Raw genomic sequence first — 17,595 nt, forward strand, 5'->3', positions numbered from 1 at the left:
GTCCACATCATAAATCACAGTTTGTTAAGTTATTTACTTATTTATTGGTTTAGTTCACTGAGAATGGCTTTATCTGTTCGAGGCAAGTTGCTAAACAAAATGGAAAAACCCGTGAATTACCCACGGGCTTGTCCATTTTAATGACTATCGTCAACCATTTTAAGATAGTTCTGCTCGCTAACCACTCGACGAGCTGTAACATATTTGGTTTTATAATAACTTTCAGATAAGCTACTAATTCGAACACCCTTACTGCTTGATGAATGTGCAAATTGATTGTCACCTACATAAATACCTGCATGGGAAATGCTGCGACCATTCGTATTAAAGAAAACGAGATCCCCTGGGCGTAGTTCTTCTTTCTCTACAAACGATCCCTTTGTTGCTTGCATACTAGAAGTGCGCGGCAAATCTAGTTTAAACTTATTAAAAACATACAGGATAAAACCGGAACAATCAAAACCAGATGTTGTTGTCCCACCATAAAGGTATGGCGTTCCAACCACTTCTTTTATTTCTTCTGTTAGTTTTGCCTGACTAGCAAATGCCCCTGTTGCTGTGGAGGTAAATAAAACTGCTGCTCCAAGCACCGATAAAATAACTTTCTTCAAACTTTTGTTCCTCCCTTAGATGCCTACGGAGTTAGCTTAAGGATTCGGTTAAAGGCTCCCTATATTCTTTTCTTGCAAGAATAATTCACCCAACAAATGGTTCCCCCGTTTTCAATACGAAATTCGGCAAAAATAGTTAAATATTTGTAACCTATAGAATATTATATTGTTAAATTGTGTGGATTTAATGTGGAATTCTCGTATATCTTATACTAAAAAAGAAAAGAAACGACCGTCTCCTGCTAAACTTAGGGAGGATCGCTTCTTAGCACAAGTTCTTTTTGTATTGCCGAATTCTAGTTATAAGTTCAAGGCTCCTCTACACTATACAACCACTTATACCCTATGCCCCAAACCGTTTGAATGGGATTCTGTTCCAAGCCAGCCAACTGCAACTTCTCCCGGATATTTTTCACATGGGTGTCTACGACTCGGTTATCCCCAAAAAAGTCACTTCCCCAGAGACGTTCTATGATTTCATCTCTAGAGAAAACTCTTTGTGGATGCTCGGCCAATATAAGCAATATATCAAGTTCTTTTTGGGTCAAATCCAAATTTGTGTCAAGTACCATAACCTGTCTTCGATCTGGATAAATAATCATGTCTGTATACATGATTTTTTTACCGATTTCTTTGAGGCTTAGAGACTGTGAAGATCGTCGAATAAGCGCAAACAAGCGAGCAATGAGTTCATCTGAATTTACAGGTTTCACCATATAATCATCAGCACCGGCACCTAACCCATGTACCTTATCCTTCACATCCCCTCGAGCTGTAAGCATCAATATAGGTGTTTCACTAAACGATCTGATTTTTTCACAAAGATGCCATCCATCCATATCGGGCATCATAACGTCTAATAAAATGACATGATACGAATTTTTCTGAAGATAGGACAGTCCTTCGGTTCCATTATGAGCTTCCGTAATATCAAAACCCTCTTTAGTTAAATAAATTCGCAACAGATTTCTCATATTCCATTCGTCATCAATAACTAATGCTTTCAACTTATTCATATGGTCATCCCATCCATTTCATTAATCTTTAGCAATATGCGGTTTCTGACCGTAAATGTCAACTATCATTAGCTCATTTGTTTTACATATTATATTTTGAAGCTGTGTGATTTTAATGAAGAAGATGTGATGGACGGGAAAATTACTTTAAATCGCGTCCCCTCTCCAATTTTACTTTCCACATGTATTGTTCCTCCTTGTTGTAAAACAAGACTTTGAACAATGGAAAGCCCCAATCCTGTTCCTCCATACGCCCGAGATCTCGATTTCTCAACTCGGTAAAAACGTTCAAATATATTTGGAAGTTCTTCTGCTGAAATTCCGGGCCCCGTATCGCAAATGCTTATCACTACCGCGCCTATTTCAGAAGTTAAAGAAACTTGAATGTACCCCTCGGCTGTGTAACGAATGGCATTATCCAATAGATTTAAAATAATCTGTTCCAGTCGGTTAGAATCTACAAAAATATGAGGTACAGGACTCAACTTACTTCGAATCGTAAGATCTTTTTCTTTGGCTTTTAATTGAACCTTATCTATAGACCTTTGAATAATCGAAGTGGGTTCGACAGACATTAGTTTTAAGTCAATTTTACCTTCTTCCATCTTAGACAATTCAAAGAGATCATTTATGATTACATTTAAACGTCGTGCTTCCTCAGAGATGATTTGTAGATATTTTTTCTTTTCTTCATCATTTTCCACAAGATCTTTAGCCAATATGTCTGCATACCCTTCCATATAAGTAATTGGTGTTTTCAATTCATGGGAGACGTTGGCAAAGAACTCCGAACGATTATCTCGATATTGTTTTAATTCTTTAGCGAGGTCGTTTATGGCTTGTGACAATGAACCAATCTCATCTTTAGTTTCCACAGGAATTTCAAGATTCAGTTCTCCTTTGGCAATTTGGCGAGTTGCACTTTCAATTTTTAATAATGGATTCGATAATCTTTTGGATAGAAAAAAGATGCAACCCAACGCCAATAACAGTGCTCCAAATCCAGTGATAAACAGTAAATTTCTAATCGTTTGGATCGAATCCTTCATATTTTCTAGAGAACTAATCACGTAAATCCCTTTTACCGTTGGATTAGTGGTTACAGGGATACCGTGAAGCAGATAAAGTTCGTTATTAAAAGTAAATTCTCTTTCCACCTTCTTCCCCTCTAACAATTTGCGATTATCCCAGATATAGTTAGGATAAATGGAGGCGTCTGAAGTCTTTGATTCAATGAATCTTCCTTGTGAACTCAAGATGTACATCTGGACGCCTGTAAAATCGGCCATTTGTTCCGCACTGTTACCTTGCTCCTCAAGCATAGTAGACAAATGTGCTGCTAACTCATTGGCTTCATCGTGTACCTTTGATGACAAAAAATTCGTGAATATAAGGTTAAGTACAATGCTTAGCAAAATTAAAATCCCAATAAACAAGCTGAAAATGGTAAAGCTGAGTTTTAAATGAATTTTATTCCACACCGAATATATCACCTTTTGAAATCATATTAGGAAAACAAAACAGTCGCCATTATGGCGACTAATAAAATTTTGACTCAGAAAGGACGAATTGTTTTTCACGTTGCACAGTACTATGCACTTCATTTGGTATTAGACGGTTCCCACTTGCAGTGCTTTAATTTTATTTTTGCCAATTACTATAGAATTAAAGCATTCTCTTTAATTCTTCAGCAGTGATTCTCTTCAAAAACTTACTGAATTTTTCTTTACCTTTTGCATGAATTTTGTAATAATCGATTATTTTCATTACCGTTTTTGTTACTTCCGTTTCCGTTAAACCAACTAGAAAAAGTTCAGCCAAAGAAGCTTTGATTCCCTTTGGATCTCCACCTATATATATATCGAATTTGTCTTTCATTTTAACGATTCCGATATCTCTCAAGAGGGGTTCACTAGTCCCGAGCGCACAGCCAGCATATCCGATCTTCAGAGGTGTCGGTGTCAATATCCCAGCTATAGCTTGATTTAACTTTTGAGCAATGTCTAGTCCGGAATCTTCAGGTCCTCTACAGAAATTGCAAGCGATCAGGGCCTTAGTTGCATAACCTGCAGGGTTTACCTCAAGTCCAATGCTTCGAAGATTCTCAGTTACGACGCCTTCCGATTCAGCCGATACTTCAATATAAAATTGTTTAAACGGAGTCATCTCGGTCTTTTGCTCTGGACCCATAAGTTTACTGATAGCTGAAAGTTGCACTGCAGTAAACAAGCTTCCTCCTACTTGAACCGGTGGGGAAACTGCAATCATCAATCTTTCATTGTTCACTTGTTTTTCTCCTTTAATCTATTGAATGTTATGAAGAATACGTTTTGTTTAAAGCCCTCTTCATGTATTTCATATGACTGATTCATTTAAGCAACTCTTACTTAAGTCCACCGTTTGATGAATTTAGAATACCCCCCTATAGTATAAATTTCAAGCTTTTTTGTTTATATATACAATCGATTTAAGTTGTTTGTCATGATAAAGGAGATACCTAGGTTTATTCTTTCATCTTTCACGATTCCCTTAAAGACCAATTCTCTCCACCATCATTGCTTTCAAAAACCGAATACTGATCTGTCACAATGATAAGCCGATTGGGATCTTTTTTTGAACTTTTGATCCCCAAAGGCATCTCACCATTTAAGTCTACGTCAAGCTCAGACCACATTTCCAAATCAGTAGATTTCAAAAATCCACTTTCTGTCATGATAATCGTTCCTCCATCGAACAAAGACAGTACTCCATATGCCGGCTCGTTTGTAATCTGGATCTGTTCCAAATCTCTGCCATTGACATTATAGCGAACCAGCCCTGTTTCCGTTGCTGCCAAAATGGTCTCTTTAGTCGAAGGAAGTATAGAAATCGAATATGCCCCTTGGGGGATACTTCCGATTTTGTTCCACTGTTTCCCACCATCCTTTGTTTCATACACATTGTTGTCAGCACTAGCCAACAACGCAATTAATCGACTTGAATTCCTTGGGTCCATCGCTAAGTAGTGCACATCCGGCTCATTGGGTTTTGCTTTATTTGGAAGTCCATTCTCTGTAGTTTCCCAGGTCTCCCCTCCATCATTAGAACGTTTCAGGAAACCATGACCCGCGACAAAGATGTTCATGGGATTATTGGGATTCGTTTCAATTGCCATTACATCACTTGTCATAAGTTCTGTACTAGTTCGCAGCCATTTTTGGTCTATAAATTCATATATACCATTATGAGTTCCCATCCATATGGTTGTATCATCATCTGCAAAACTAAAGATATGCGGATGTGTGGTGGACTGAGGTGTTAATAGATCCAAATTTGCAGCCCTGTCTTCTCTACTCTCCCCCCAGAAAATAAAACCGACAATCACTATTAATGATAATGCGAGATAAAATCCAACACCCAGGGATAGCCTTTTTTTCTTTTTGGCACGGGTCATTCTCCTTGTCTAAAATAATTTTAGGTCAGTATAGAGAAAAATTGTGAAGATTCTGCGTGTATTGACGAAAATATACAGGAGGACACTCTATATCTACAAAATGTAATGATTAATATGCAAGCGCCATCAGTAGCCAATGGTCAACACGATTCCTCATGTATCAGCCCATGATTAGCTTTTAGTGGGGGAAAATCAATAAAAAACCCAATCAGCAAGAGCTAATTAGGGTGAGTGTATATTTTCTATTATGAGAGGGTTGAGCCATGGTCTTCATGCCAGATTTGATGGATTACATCGGCCAAGATTGAAATCGTTCTATAATTTTCTTCAAGTACATTTTCTACACCACCGATTTCGATTAGGGCACTAGAGTCAGCAAGCGATTGGTTGTATTGTCCATTACCGCTAGAATGATCTTTTGAGTATATCCCCTTTGATATTCCGGGTATCTTCTTATTTAATTTATTTTGTAATTTGGTGGCAAACTCCATCGTTTCTTGCCAATTGGGATTTTCTTTTCCTACGACAAAATATAATTGTGCATAGTTAAGTTTATCAAACTCTATGGTCGTCTGCTCTTTGGGTTGTGAGTCACGATGGATATCAAACACATAGTCAATTGATTTATGATTAGACAATTCCTGACTCAATGTATCCTTCGAATAACTATACGATTTAGCGTAATCGAAGTTCTTGACTATACTTGGATAATCATCAGTAGATTGAATCACATTCATCCCCTTCGCTATTAGTTTTTTAGTGAGGTCCTCTCCTAGTAAGGTGACATTAATATTAGAGTCAAATGCTTCATCTGCAGAGGTTTTGCCTTGCAGCTCGGGTAACCAAGATTCACGGTTATGAGTATGATAAATAAGAATTTGTGGTTGTGTAGATCTAGAACCACTTTTTTGCTGGTCTGTGTTTTTCGTTACGGTTATGTTATTTGGCTTCTTAGTCACATGCTCATGGTTTGTATTTTCATTTTCTGTTTTAGTCGTTGGGTTGGTTATCTTATCTTTAGAAGTCTGATTATCCTTACTCAGTTTGGTTACTTCTTTAGATTTTATTCCAACTGTTTGATCTGAAGTAATGTTGTTCACCTTTACCTGGTTGCGTGGAAGTAGGCTTTCCTCTTCAGGAATGAAGTCAATGTACATAGGGATAACCTTCAAGGAGATTATGAAAGATGCTAGAAAAGTAAAAACGACTAACTTACTCCTTCTTTTTCTTCGAGCCATTTCGTTCCTCACTTCCTTTTCGTATTGTCTCTACCATTTCTATTCGCTTTTTTCATAGAATAGAACAAATGCCCTCCCCTTACCGGCAATAGAAATAGAAAGGTCTTTGAAAGCCTTCCTATTTTTATATATCGATCTTATTGAATTAATTGCCTGTTCTCTAACGCAATTTTTTACTTTTTCTTTTCATGTGTATACCAACGATGGTTAGCGACTAAGGGGCTAGAACTTCTGAAAGATATGCTACTTCGAAACCTTCAAGTCACATATCTTCTCCTCACATTAAAAACTAGATATATACATTTGAGGTCTTGAACATGACTATCTATAAAGTATGTAGTTTAACTTTGCTATACATATTGCAGCATAAGAAAGAATGACGTCATTTCTGACGTCATTCATCATAAAGAGCTATTTTGTAGAAAGTTCACTTTCTACTAACCATTGGTGATTTTTAACCGGGTTTCCACCGGTTGCTGGTGTATAATCGACCATATAAACCGTTGTTCTCTCAGCTGAGTCAATAGTGGCCTCAGCACCCATCATGCCTTCCATATGATCAGCTTCAAGGGTAACCTTGTCCCCTTCTTTTAAGGGCTCACTGCCTGCATCTTTGATTTCTTCTTGAATAACCCACTTGTGATCTGGTATTGGGTCTCCTCCAGTAGTCGGAGTAAAAGTTACTGTGTATGCTACCGTATCATATGCGCCTACTACTGTGGCCTTTGCTCCGTTCATGCCCTCCATGTGATCAGCTTGAATGACGACTTCGTCTCCAACTTTATAAGTCGGATTCTCGGCATCCTTTATGCCCTCCGGAACCTCACCCGATCCTGAATGATCCATCTCACCCATATTCGAGTGCTCGCTTTCTGTAGCCGCGTTGGAATTGTTGTTGTTTTCCTTGTTCCCACAAGCACTCAACACCAATATAACTGCCAAGCTAAGTAAAATAAGTGATTTTTTCACTACTTTCACACACCTTCACTTTTATTTTTTTTGTTCTTATGGGTGGGTTTAATCGATTCCTATAACATTTTACCCAAAAACTTTGAAGATATTGTGAAGATCCTCCAATTGATTTGAGCTTTTTAACAACTTCTTTTCTAGAATGTACACTAGGAACAAATTTCAACCTCTAGTTTTTTGGTGATATTCTACCCTTGTTTAATTCAACTATCCTGCCCGTTAGTTGAACAAAAGCAGCCGATCACATTGGTCAGCTGCTTCCTTGGATTTAGTGAGCTATCGTTCCCCGAAAGCAAAATCCGGACGATATTGTTTCCTAATTCACTTTATCAAATCTATTTAGAATATATTTTTTGTAATAATTCCTTTTGCATAGGCTTAATATTGATGATACTTCTGATGCTTTTTGCCTTGATCTCAGCAGCTTCAAATGTATTCGCCAACCCTAGTTCTAACAATATCCCGGCTGCAACGGTCCCTGTTCTGCCCTTGCCTCCTCCACAGTGAAAGGCAACTTTCTTGCCGGCGTTATAGGCTCCAACAACCTCATCGATCGCATGTTTAAAAAGCTCGGCTTCATTTTCTTTTGTGTTGTCATCAAGCGGAACTTTCACCCATTTCACATGATCTGCAGGATACGCACACTCTGTTGCTTCTTCCCGCAGATCCACCACGACTTCAATGCCTTCGTTAAGAACCATTGCCTCCACGTCTGCAGCTCCGCCCATAAAGATTTTGTCAGCAATGAGTGCATGGTACTCCTTTTTGGCATGATTCATTTTACTTACCTTCTTTCAAAAACTGCTCTATACGAGCTTTGATTGAATCACGAACCTCAGCGAAAGTAGCTGAGATTTCTTCCTCTTTACCTGTAGCCTTGGCTGGATCATCGAAGCCCCAGTGCCATCTTTCAGCTTTGTCATTACGTACAACTGGACAATTATCGTTGGCATGACCGCAAAGCGTGATGATGTAATCTGCTTGTTTTAATATTTCAGGATCAATGACATCCGATGTATGATTTGAAATATCGATTTCAGCTTCTTTCATCGTTTGAACAGCACGAGGATTTAAGCCATGCGCCTCTAACCCTGCACTTCTCACCTCGTATTTATCACTACCGAGTGCCTTCAAAAATCCATCGGCGATTTGGCTCCTGCAAGAGTTTCCTGTACACAAAAAGTAAACAAGTGGTTTGTTATTCAAAATTATTGATCTCCTTTATCTTCGGGTTGGCTTATTTTTATTTTCGCTACGCCCATTTTTGGATTAATCAAAGCTTTAAAGCTCATAGCGATAACAACCAATACTACTGTGATTACGGCAATCATTAACCACACGTTTATGTTTGTTGAATGAATCAAGTGTAGCCACAAATACAGTCCTGTTAACGTGATAAAGAGCGTTGGGATGGTGAGCACAATCCCAATTTTGAAATAACTTCCCCACGTAATTTTTACATCCTTACGGGACAGTACGTGCAACCATAAAAGTGTTGCAAGTGAACCGATCGGAGTGATTTTAGGACCCAAGTCACTGCCGATAATATTGGCATAAATCAGGGATTCTCGAATGACACCTTGTGTATTGGTCCCATCAATAGCAAGCGCATCAATCATCACTGTGGGCATATTGTTCATGACCGAAGACAATATAGCAGCTAGGAATCCCATGCCGATTGTGGAGATGTAGAGCCCCTTGTCGGCAATAGCTTGAATGACCTTCCCAAGTTCATCCGTTAATCCTACATTTCGTAGTCCATAAACGACGACGACGTACATACCAATGGAGAAAATCACGACTGCCCATGGAGCCCCTTTGATGAGCTTCCACGTTTGTATTGCCTGACTGCGGCGTGCGGCCAAAATAAACAAGATTGCAATAACCCCAGCGATGACTGAAACCGGCACTTGAATAAATTCACTCATCAGGTACGCGACAAGTAGCACAGCTAAAATCACCCAAGAGAATTTGAACAGCTTCTTGTCTTTGATTGCATCAACTGGCTTTTTGAGCTGACTGACTTCGTAGTTCCCAGGAATACTTTTTCTGAAGAACAAGAACAAGAACAAGACCAGAAGACTCGCTAATATGGAAAAGAAATTAGGGATAATCATCCGACTGGCATACTCCACAAAACCAATACCAAAGTAATCAGCTGAAACAATATTGACAAGATTGCTGACTATAAGTGGGAGCGAAGTTGTGTCTGCAATAAAACCACTTGCAATAATAAAAGGCAAAATCATCTTTTGATCAAACTTGAGCGCTCGGACCATGGCAAGCACAATAGGCGTTAATATCAGTGCGGCACCGTCATTCGCAAAGAACGCTGCTACCCCTGCACCAAGAAGAACAACATAAACGAACATCAGCTTACCATTTCCTCTTGCGAGCCTTGCCATGTGTAGTGCAGCCCATTCAAAAAAGCCGATTTCATCTAGAATAAGTGAAATCAGAATAATGGCCACGAAAGCAAGCGTCGCATTCCATACTATCCCTGTAACCGTACCCACATCGGATAGACTTACGACTCCAAATAGGAGAGCGAGAACAGCTCCAGCAGATGCTGACCACCCGATATTAAGCCCCTTTGGTTGCCATATTACAAAAGTGAGTGTAAGCAAAAAGATTAAAATCGCGATGATGGTCATGCTTCCTCCTGAGGGCCGCAGCAGTTTTTCAATCCTGCTATTTTTTCTTTCATGGAAGGCAGGTACGGATACACACACTGAACATATGCTTCTGCTTCTGGATTAAGGGAATAGTACACCCACTGCCCTTTTTTCTTCTCATTAAGAAAACCGGCGGACTTTAGTTTCCGGAGATGTTGACTGGCGTTTGGTTGAGACATCCCAATAATGTCCGTAATATCACATACACAAAGTTCCTGTTCTTTCAGCAATGCAACGATGGTTAACCGCGTTTTATCAGCTAATAGCTTATATGCTTCAGCTATCTCCTGAATTTGTTGTTCCATATGTACCTCCCCTGTGCTTATCTTCGTTGACTTCATTTAGTGATATAATCATATAATGAATCACTTATATAATCAACCACGAATATATTGTGTGCTTACAATTTTTTCATAAGCGATCGCACAGCTTCTTTCGCATCTTTCCCTGCACCTCGAATCGTCGCCGAAGCAAATGACGTCTGCCAGGGTATACCTACAAAATGAATATTTTCAGTAGATTGCTTTAAAGGAATACCCGAAGAATTAAGAACATTTAATCCGCTAAGATATTCAAAATTCGGAATATAACCTGTAGCAAAAATAACTGCATCCACATCTTCACGAGTATGATCTGCCCACTCTATTCCATTTTCCGTAAAGGCTTTAAACATAGGTTTGGCATCAGGCTTACCTTGATCGATGGCATTTTTGTAGATGCCAGTATCAAGGATTCCATCACTACTTTTTTGCAATAGCCGTTTTCCCCAAGTGGATTGATCCAGTCTAAGTATGGTTAGCCAAAAGTGAATATCTTTCCCCGCAATGACCTGCGGCTTAAATTTGATTGGACTTCTGGATGCAATCGTAACATGAGCCGTCCTAGCAAGTTCAACGGCTATTTGGACAGCTGAATTCCCTCCTCCCACAACAACGATCCGTTTGTTTTTAAACTCGCCCTCATTTCGGTAGTCCTTGGCATGAAGTATTTCCCCCTTAAATTGATCCATTCCAGGAATGACTGGAGTATGAGGATTCACAAATGCCTCACTTGCGCAAATGATGGACCTGGTACCAAACTGTTCTCCGCTCAAAGTATGGACCGTATAGATATTTCCTTCCTTATCCACCTTGATAACTTCTTGCCCTGAGTATATTGGAAACTTAAATGTAGCCGCATAAGACTTTAAGTATTGCACAACTTCATCCCTGCGCGGATAAACATTTGCACCGCCTGGAAATGCAAGTCCTGGCAATGAGGAGTACGCTGCGGGTGAGAACAAGGTTAAGCTATCATAATAATTTGCCCATGATCCTAAATGCTCATCGCTTTTTTCAAGTAAGATAAAACTCCGTTTAGCTTGCTGTAAGTAATATGCTGCTGCCAAACCGGATTGACCACCACCAATAACGATGCAATCATAAATCATGTTGTTCAATTGTTCTCCCTCCTTCTATAAAGAGCTACTGCATCACGTTACGGATGCAGTAGCTCTGAGTTCTTGTTTTATCCGCAGCAAGAATTTAATCCTGCTTTTTCGGTTTTTGAAGGAGAGCAGCAATTCGAAGATGCTACCTCTACTTGAACGGGTTCACAGCAGCTGTCTGCACCACTAGCACCAAGACTGCATACACCTGTCTCCGGCAGTTCCAGCTCTACTTTTTGTGCTGACTCCATATCTCCCACTAAAGCTGCTACAATGGATCTGACTTGCTCATATCCTGTTGCCATTAAGAAGGTTGGCGCTCTTCCATAACTTTTGGCACCCACGATATAAAAGTCCTTTTCAAGTTGACGTAGTTCCTTTTCGCCATGAGGTCTAACTGTACCGCAGCTGTGTATATTGGGATCAATTAATGGAGCGAGCTCATAAACGCAGTCTAGGCTTGGGTCGGTAAGTACCCTTACTTCGCGGACAATCGATAAGTCAGGACGAGAACCTGTGTTACCTACAATTTCATCGATGTGATCAATAACCACTTTTTCATTTCGAATGGTTCCAGAAACCTTTATCTTTCCACCCTGTTGTTTAAGTTCTTCAATATGAAATGCTGTCATGACTTTTACTGCACCGGATTCAACCACCTTTTGAATTCTGGTACCTAGCTCTCCTCTTGCCTGTAGCCCATCTAATTCTCGACCGCCATACACATCTTCAATATTCGCCTTACGAATTGCCCAAACAATCTCAGTTCCCGATTCCTCTTTTTGAAGCTCTGCAAGTTCAAGCAAAGTGTTGATCGCAGAATGTCCGCTTCCTACAACAAGAACTTTCTTGCCTTTATAACGATTTTTCTCTTTCCCTAATACAGCAGGAATACCGTATGAAATGTGGCTTTCCATCGCTTTTTCTTCTTCTGAAAAGATACCGTCTGAACGAAGCGGGTTTGGATTGGACCATGTTCCGGAAGCATCGATAACTGCCCGCGCCTCATAAATAAACGGGGATCCGTTTTGTTCAACATGGATGACAAACGGAAGTTTCTCGCGTCCACTTGTTTTCACTTTGCTTAACCCTTTACGACTGATCGCAGTAACTTTCGTATTCAAATGCATGTATGGACTTACTTCAGGTAGTGCAGCCAAAGGTTTTAGATAATGCTCAACAATCTCCTTACCCGTTGGGATGGTTCCGTTTTGAGGAGCGACCCAATTCGAGGAAAGCAGCAATTGTTTAGCAGCTTTATCGATGTTATATTCCCAAGGTGAGAACAGACGTACATGTTCCCATTTTCTAATGTTCGCCCCTACTTCATCTCCAGCTTCAAACAACACAAATGGCTCACCTTTTGAAATGAGTTGTGCTGCTGCCGCAAGACCAACCGGTCCAGCTCCAATGATCGCAACAGGTAATTTGTTTGTTTCTTTTACTGGTGATTCGCAGCAGTTCACTTGGTTAACAGGGATACTTTTAAGCATGATAGTTTCCTCCTCGGAATTAATTGCATTTTGCAAGTATTATATTAAGTAAATGGGATAAGTAATTATTATCCCAGTGGTGTACAGCATACGCTAGATTTCGCCATACTCTCGTTTAGTAGTTTGACAGCATTGATCACCATATCACGTTCAAACTCAGACATATGCGAAAAGACTTCTTTTAAATAATCATTCATCTGCTCATCAATGACCGTAGCGACAAATTTACCTTGTGTAGTCAAGGATAATATGTAAATCCGCCGATCTTCTGGTAATGGCGTTTTTTGAACCAATCCCAACTTCACGAGACTTTGAACCTGACGGCTAAACGTTGTGATGTCAATGGAAAGTGCATCTGCCACCTGCTGAATGGAGGGATTATGTTTACGATCAATTTCATAAATGATATGACTTTGAACGAGTGAAATATCCAACCCTCCTGCGGTGCAACAGTTTTTATCCAATAATCCAAAACGCCGTGTCATGATCTGAAACATCTCTCTTAAGTTGTTTTCCAATTCCCTCACCTCTTGTTATAGTTATACCTTTATTATTTGCAAAATGCAAATGTTTTTTTTGTTTTCCCTCTACCCCTTCCCATTTCAAATTACATTATGGTATAAAAACCTGTAAAGAACAAAACGTAGGAGGATCATCATGGTAATATTGCGACAAGCTACCGAAGTGGATCTGGGGAGCATTTTGACTATTTATAACCAAGGTATTGAAGACCGCGTTGCCACGCTAGAAACCGAGTTAAAAGATGAGGTGTATATGTATGAATGGTTTAAAAAACACCAGGGACGCTACACCGTACTCGTCGCTGAACTGAACAAATACGTTATCGGATGGGCTTCCATTAACGTATACAATCCTAGAAGCGCTTATAACGGTGTCGGTGACCTTTCGCTTTATATTCATCGTGATCATCGCGGCAAAGGGATAGGCAAACAGTTGCTTGGGAAATTAGAGGAAATCGGTAAGCAGAATAACTTTTATAAGTTTGTTCTTTTCACTTTTCCATTTAATACGCTAGGTCAGAGCTTATATCATAGAACTGGATACCGAGAAGTAGGTGTATTTCAGAATCAAGGCGTTCTAGAGGGGAATTTTGTAGATGTGATGGCAATGGAGAAGTTACTTTAAGCATCGTATCGTATATGTATTGTTCAATAACCAGTCATAATGTTCTTCTACGAAAACCTTCGAATGCTTAGAGTACAATTCAGCAAAAATTGCACCTCGGTAAATAATCCTGCTACCAGCGACAAGAAGCCGATTCCTGAAGGAATCAGCTTCTTAGGTTATTTTCTGTCAAAAGTACATGACAGTTAAATTTATAGGTTCAACGCTTCATTTCTATCGCATGAGGCTACTTCATTCTCCACTTGTGCATACACATCATCCATGACTTGCAATAGGTTTCTGATCTGTTCATTTCTTAAGGAATAATAGATGTACTTTCCTTCCTGTCTGCTTATGATAATTCCACATCCTTTTAAACAGGCGAGATGCTGCGAAATGTTGGATTGGTTGCCCCCAAGCTCTTCTACAATTTGCGAAACCGTTTTTTCTTCCTGATGTATGGAATCTAGAATTAGCAACCTCGTTTTGTCGCTGAATCCTCTCAGAAACTTGGCTTTTACCTCACAGCCGGTTGTATTCAATTTTTATCCCCCCAAACCTTACACTATTGATACTAATTTAAATTTAGCATGTTGCCATAGAAGATTCAATTCAACCGTTGTACTTCAAGGTTTAAGGCTTATGAGCTTCAAACAACTACTCGTGGAATTCCCAAATTACAGGGTTGATCTGGGAGTAGTCATATATGATTTATCCTACTCTCCGCAATAACGCACTCAGTAACGTAGCAATGATCAAGTTTCGCGAATGCTGAGCTTCTTGTTTCAGAACTTTACCTCGTCTCTAAATAACGTTCTGATCTTAGCTTCTCATTCGCAGCAATCTCATGCTGTTCAAAATCACCAGCAATGCTGCTCCTGTGTCACTCATCACGGCTGCCCATAAGGTTAACCAGCCAGGGAAAATGAAAGAAAGAGCAACGACTTTTACCAACAGCGAAAACCAGATATTTTGCTTAATGATTCGAAGCGCTTTGCGGCTAAGTTTCATCGTATGAGGAAGTTTTTCCAAATTATCGGCCATCAGGACAATGTCTGCTGTTTCCATGGCCGTATCCGTGCCGGCTCCTCCCATTGCAATACCCAAGTTGGCTGTAGCCAGCGCAGGAGCATCATTAATCCCATCTCCTACCATGGCCACAAGCTTGCCTTCTTTTTGAAGCTGCTCTACTGCGGAGACCTTGTCTTCTGGAAGCAATTCGGCGAAATAACGATCAAGTCCAGCTTCCCTTGCTATTTTGCGTGCCGTGCCCTCATTGTCTCCGGTAAGCATCACGACTTGCTCGATGCCCGATTGTTTCAGCGCCTGCATCGTGGTTATTGTAGTCTCCCGAATTGCATCAGACACGGCTATCATGCCGAGCAGATTGGATTGCGTACCGACAAGGATCAAGGTGTTTCCTTCCTGTTGGAGTCGGGAAGCCTGCTCTTCCAGGTGCACCATCGGTACGCCCATTTCTTGAAATAGCTTTGGATTACCAGCGAAATATTCGGTGCCTTGAATGGTTGCATACGCACCTTTACCCACGAGAGCTCCGTATTGTTCACCTTGGAGCGGGGATAGTTCCCGCTGCTTCGCGTACTCCACGATGGCTGATGCGATTGGATGTTGCGAATGCTCTTCAATCGTTAACGCAATGCGAAGTAATTCTTCTTCGGAGACCTTTTGCGTAAATAACGCAGATACCTGGGGTTTACCCACAGTCAGTGTTCCTGTTTTATCAAAGGCAATCGCCTTGATCGAACCGGCAACCTCTAGGAACGTTCCGCCTTTGATCAGCACGCCGTTTCTGGCTGCGTTCCCGATGGCAGACACGATGGCGACCGGTGTGGAGATGACCAATGCACAAGGACACGCCACGACAAGCAACTCAAGCCCCCGGTAGAACCAATCGCCCCAAGTGCCCCATCCAAACAGAGGAGGGATTACCATTATTAAAAGAGCGATAGCAAATGTAATCGGGGAATAAATTCGTGCAAAACGGTCTACGAAGGCTTGCGAAGGGGCTTTTTTCTCTTGTGCTTCCTCCACCAGATGAATGATTCTCGCAATCGTGGTATCTTCCACCAATTTTGTGACGCTTACCTCAAGAGAACCACTTTCGTTTACCGAGCCTGCATAAACAATACTTCTAGGTTCCTTCTCTACAGGGATGGATTCACCGGTAATTGGAGCCTGATTGACCACAGAGTGACCCCTTGTAACTTCACCGTCCAGCGGTATTTTTTCACCCGGCTTGATGACGATGACATCCCCGATATGAATGTCTTCTACGGGTGTGCGCACCAATTGTTGCCCTTGTTTGACCCATGCTTCCGGAGGAGCCAAGTTCATTAGACCACGAATGGATTTTCTTGTTTTTTCGATCGCTCTATTCTGCAGGGTGTTCCCTAACGAGAACAGGAAAACGACCGTGGCGCCTTCGAACCATTCGCCAATCAGTGCGGCGCCCACAGCCGCAACGGTCATCAATACGTTCATGTCGAGTGAAACGCTTCGTACTGCATAATAGGCACTTCGGGCAGGTTTGTATCCACCTATACCGATAGCCAGGGCATAGAGCAATGTGAGGAGCATTTCCGATACATTGCCGTACGAGCCCACAAATCCCATAACCAAAAATATGCCGGAGTACAAGGTTGCTGGTATTGGCTTCTTCGATTTCTCTTCCACCGTATCAGATGAAGACCGACTATTGTTAGGCAACAACGCCCTGAACCCCGCTTTGGATACCTCTTCCTTCACTTTATCATTCGTTAAATCATGATCGATCCGCATCTTTCCCGTCGAGAAGTTTACGTTAACTTCACGGACTTCAGGAAACTTGAGCATATGTTTTTCCAAGGTTACGGCACAAGCCCCGCAATCCATGTCTTCAATGACATAGATCTGACCGGTTTGTTTAGGAGCAATCGGTTCATGGAATACCCAATTTTTTAACTTGTGATTCAATTCGATTTCCGATGGATGGATTGGAGACGGCAACACTCATCTTGGCCGTGCTGAAATTCACTTGAACCTCTCCTGTACCTTCCATGCGGGAGATGCTCTTTTGAATCGTTTCAGCACAAGAAGAACAATCCATGCCCAGAACACGATATTGAAGCATCTGTCCTGTAACTAATTTCAATTCGGACTCAGAGACCCTTGGAACGGAAGCTTCAGAGCTGGAACAACAAGAGTCTTCTTTGCTTTTTTCTTGCCCCGCACTGCAACAGTCTTTTTCATCCGCACAGCGGTCACTTTTTTTCGTTGGTTTGGAAGTTACCGTGAACTGAATCTGCTGTTTAAACGTAGTGCCTGGTTTGACGCTGGGTTGAATGGAATCGGTGCAGGAATGGCTTGAGCAACAACTTTCCTGCTGAACTTCTTGTTGTGGCTCCGGTTGTTTTGCTGATGAGTTGCATCCTTCCGTTTCAGAACAACAGGAATTCGGATGATTTTGTTCAGACATGGCCAATCACTCCGTTTCTTTACTTCACATCATTGTACGGTAAAGTATTGCATTATATATTAGTTTCTATTAATATGTTAATCATATTAGCATTCACTAATGTATACGTCAATGCTCAACCACATCTTTGTTCG

Annotated in this window: 16 protein-coding genes, 1 pseudogene and 1 riboswitch; of the genes and pseudogenes, 1 reads left to right on the top strand and 16 read right to left on the bottom strand. The window is 40.8% G+C overall.

Annotated elements, in window-relative coordinates:
- Nucleotides 1-137: 137 nt before the first annotated feature.
- The 14 genes from AC1S8V_RS16585 to AC1S8V_RS16650 form a co-directional block, all read right to left on the bottom strand.
- Nucleotides 138-611, bottom strand: a complete 474-nt coding sequence (locus tag AC1S8V_RS16585) for a C40 family peptidase (protein WP_482069960.1) — start codon at nt 609-611, stop codon at nt 138-140.
- A 5-nt stretch (nt 612-616) separates the two neighbouring features.
- Nucleotides 617-750: riboswitch (cyclic di-AMP (ydaO/yuaA leader) on the bottom strand.
- Nucleotides 751-919: 169 nt separating this feature from the next.
- Nucleotides 920-1,627: a response regulator transcription factor gene (locus AC1S8V_RS16590; protein ID WP_482069961.1), complete on the bottom strand. Its 708-nt coding sequence runs from the start codon at nt 1,625-1,627 to the stop codon at nt 920-922.
- A gap of 89 nt (nt 1,628-1,716) precedes the next feature.
- The gene (locus AC1S8V_RS16595) at nt 1,717-3,108 is read right to left on the bottom strand and encodes a sensor histidine kinase (protein ID WP_482069962.1); all 1,392 of its coding nucleotides are present in this window, start codon (nt 3,106-3,108) and stop codon (nt 1,717-1,719) included.
- 184 nt (nt 3,109-3,292) lie between these two features.
- Entirely contained in the window at nt 3,293-3,913 is a 621-nt protein-coding gene (locus AC1S8V_RS16600; protein ID WP_482069963.1) for a nitrite reductase, read from the bottom strand.
- Between the two features lie 232 nt (nt 3,914-4,145).
- Nucleotides 4,146-5,060 (bottom strand): WD40/YVTN/BNR-like repeat-containing protein, encoded by a 915-nt coding sequence (locus tag AC1S8V_RS16605; protein WP_482069964.1) that lies wholly within the window; start codon nt 5,058-5,060, stop codon nt 4,146-4,148.
- A gap of 245 nt (nt 5,061-5,305) precedes the next feature.
- Nucleotides 5,306-6,298 (bottom strand): stage II sporulation protein P, encoded by a 993-nt coding sequence (gene spoIIP, locus AC1S8V_RS16610; RefSeq protein WP_482069965.1) that lies wholly within the window; start codon nt 6,296-6,298, stop codon nt 5,306-5,308.
- 411 nt (nt 6,299-6,709) lie between these two features.
- Entirely contained in the window at nt 6,710-7,267 is a 558-nt protein-coding gene (locus tag AC1S8V_RS16615; RefSeq protein WP_482069966.1) for a YdhK family protein, read from the bottom strand.
- A gap of 335 nt (nt 7,268-7,602) precedes the next feature.
- The gene (locus AC1S8V_RS16620) at nt 7,603-8,046 is read right to left on the bottom strand and encodes a protein-tyrosine phosphatase family protein (RefSeq protein ID WP_482069967.1); all 444 of its coding nucleotides are present in this window, start codon (nt 8,044-8,046) and stop codon (nt 7,603-7,605) included.
- Between the two features lies 1 nt (nt 8,047).
- Nucleotides 8,048-8,473 carry an arsenate reductase (thioredoxin) gene (gene arsC, locus AC1S8V_RS16625; RefSeq protein ID WP_482069968.1) on the bottom strand — a complete coding sequence of 142 codons (426 nt, stop codon included), beginning with the start codon at nt 8,471-8,473 and terminating at the stop codon, nt 8,048-8,050.
- 2 nt (nt 8,474-8,475) lie between these two features.
- Entirely contained in the window at nt 8,476-9,921 is a 1,446-nt protein-coding gene (locus AC1S8V_RS16630; protein ID WP_482069969.1) for an arsenic transporter, read from the bottom strand.
- Nucleotides 9,918-10,247 (bottom strand): ArsR/SmtB family transcription factor, encoded by a 330-nt coding sequence (locus tag AC1S8V_RS16635; protein ID WP_482069970.1) that lies wholly within the window; start codon nt 10,245-10,247, stop codon nt 9,918-9,920. Before AC1S8V_RS16635 ends, AC1S8V_RS16630 begins: the two co-directional genes overlap by 4 nt.
- A gap of 95 nt (nt 10,248-10,342) precedes the next feature.
- Nucleotides 10,343-11,371, bottom strand: coding sequence for a flavin-containing monooxygenase (locus AC1S8V_RS16640; RefSeq protein ID WP_482074506.1), 1,029 nt, complete (start codon nt 11,369-11,371; stop codon nt 10,343-10,345).
- 77 nt (nt 11,372-11,448) lie between these two features.
- Nucleotides 11,449-12,861 carry an NAD(P)-binding domain-containing protein gene (locus AC1S8V_RS16645; RefSeq protein WP_482069971.1) on the bottom strand — a complete coding sequence of 471 codons (1,413 nt, stop codon included), beginning with the start codon at nt 12,859-12,861 and terminating at the stop codon, nt 11,449-11,451.
- Nucleotides 12,862-12,929: 68 nt separating this feature from the next.
- Nucleotides 12,930-13,346, bottom strand: coding sequence for a MarR family winged helix-turn-helix transcriptional regulator (locus tag AC1S8V_RS16650; RefSeq protein ID WP_260871138.1), 417 nt, complete (start codon nt 13,344-13,346; stop codon nt 12,930-12,932).
- A gap of 172 nt (nt 13,347-13,518) precedes the next feature.
- On the opposite strand from AC1S8V_RS16650, the gene AC1S8V_RS16655 reads away from it, so the two are divergent.
- Nucleotides 13,519-14,007, top strand: coding sequence for an arsinothricin resistance N-acetyltransferase ArsN1 family A (locus AC1S8V_RS16655; protein ID WP_482069972.1), 489 nt, complete (start codon nt 13,519-13,521; stop codon nt 14,005-14,007).
- Nucleotides 14,008-14,198: 191 nt separating this feature from the next.
- Here the strand turns inward: AC1S8V_RS16655 and AC1S8V_RS16660 are convergent, their stop codons facing one another.
- Both AC1S8V_RS16660 and AC1S8V_RS16665 read right to left on the bottom strand, forming a co-directional pair.
- Nucleotides 14,199-14,528 (bottom strand): ArsR/SmtB family transcription factor, encoded by a 330-nt coding sequence (locus AC1S8V_RS16660; RefSeq protein ID WP_482069973.1) that lies wholly within the window; start codon nt 14,526-14,528, stop codon nt 14,199-14,201.
- Nucleotides 14,529-14,808: 280 nt separating this feature from the next.
- A pseudogene (locus AC1S8V_RS16665) lies at nt 14,809-17,461 on the bottom strand (heavy metal translocating P-type ATPase).
- Between the last annotated feature and the right edge of the window lie 134 nt (nt 17,462-17,595).

It is taken from the genome of Paenibacillus sp. B46(2026) (assembly GCF_056786355.1).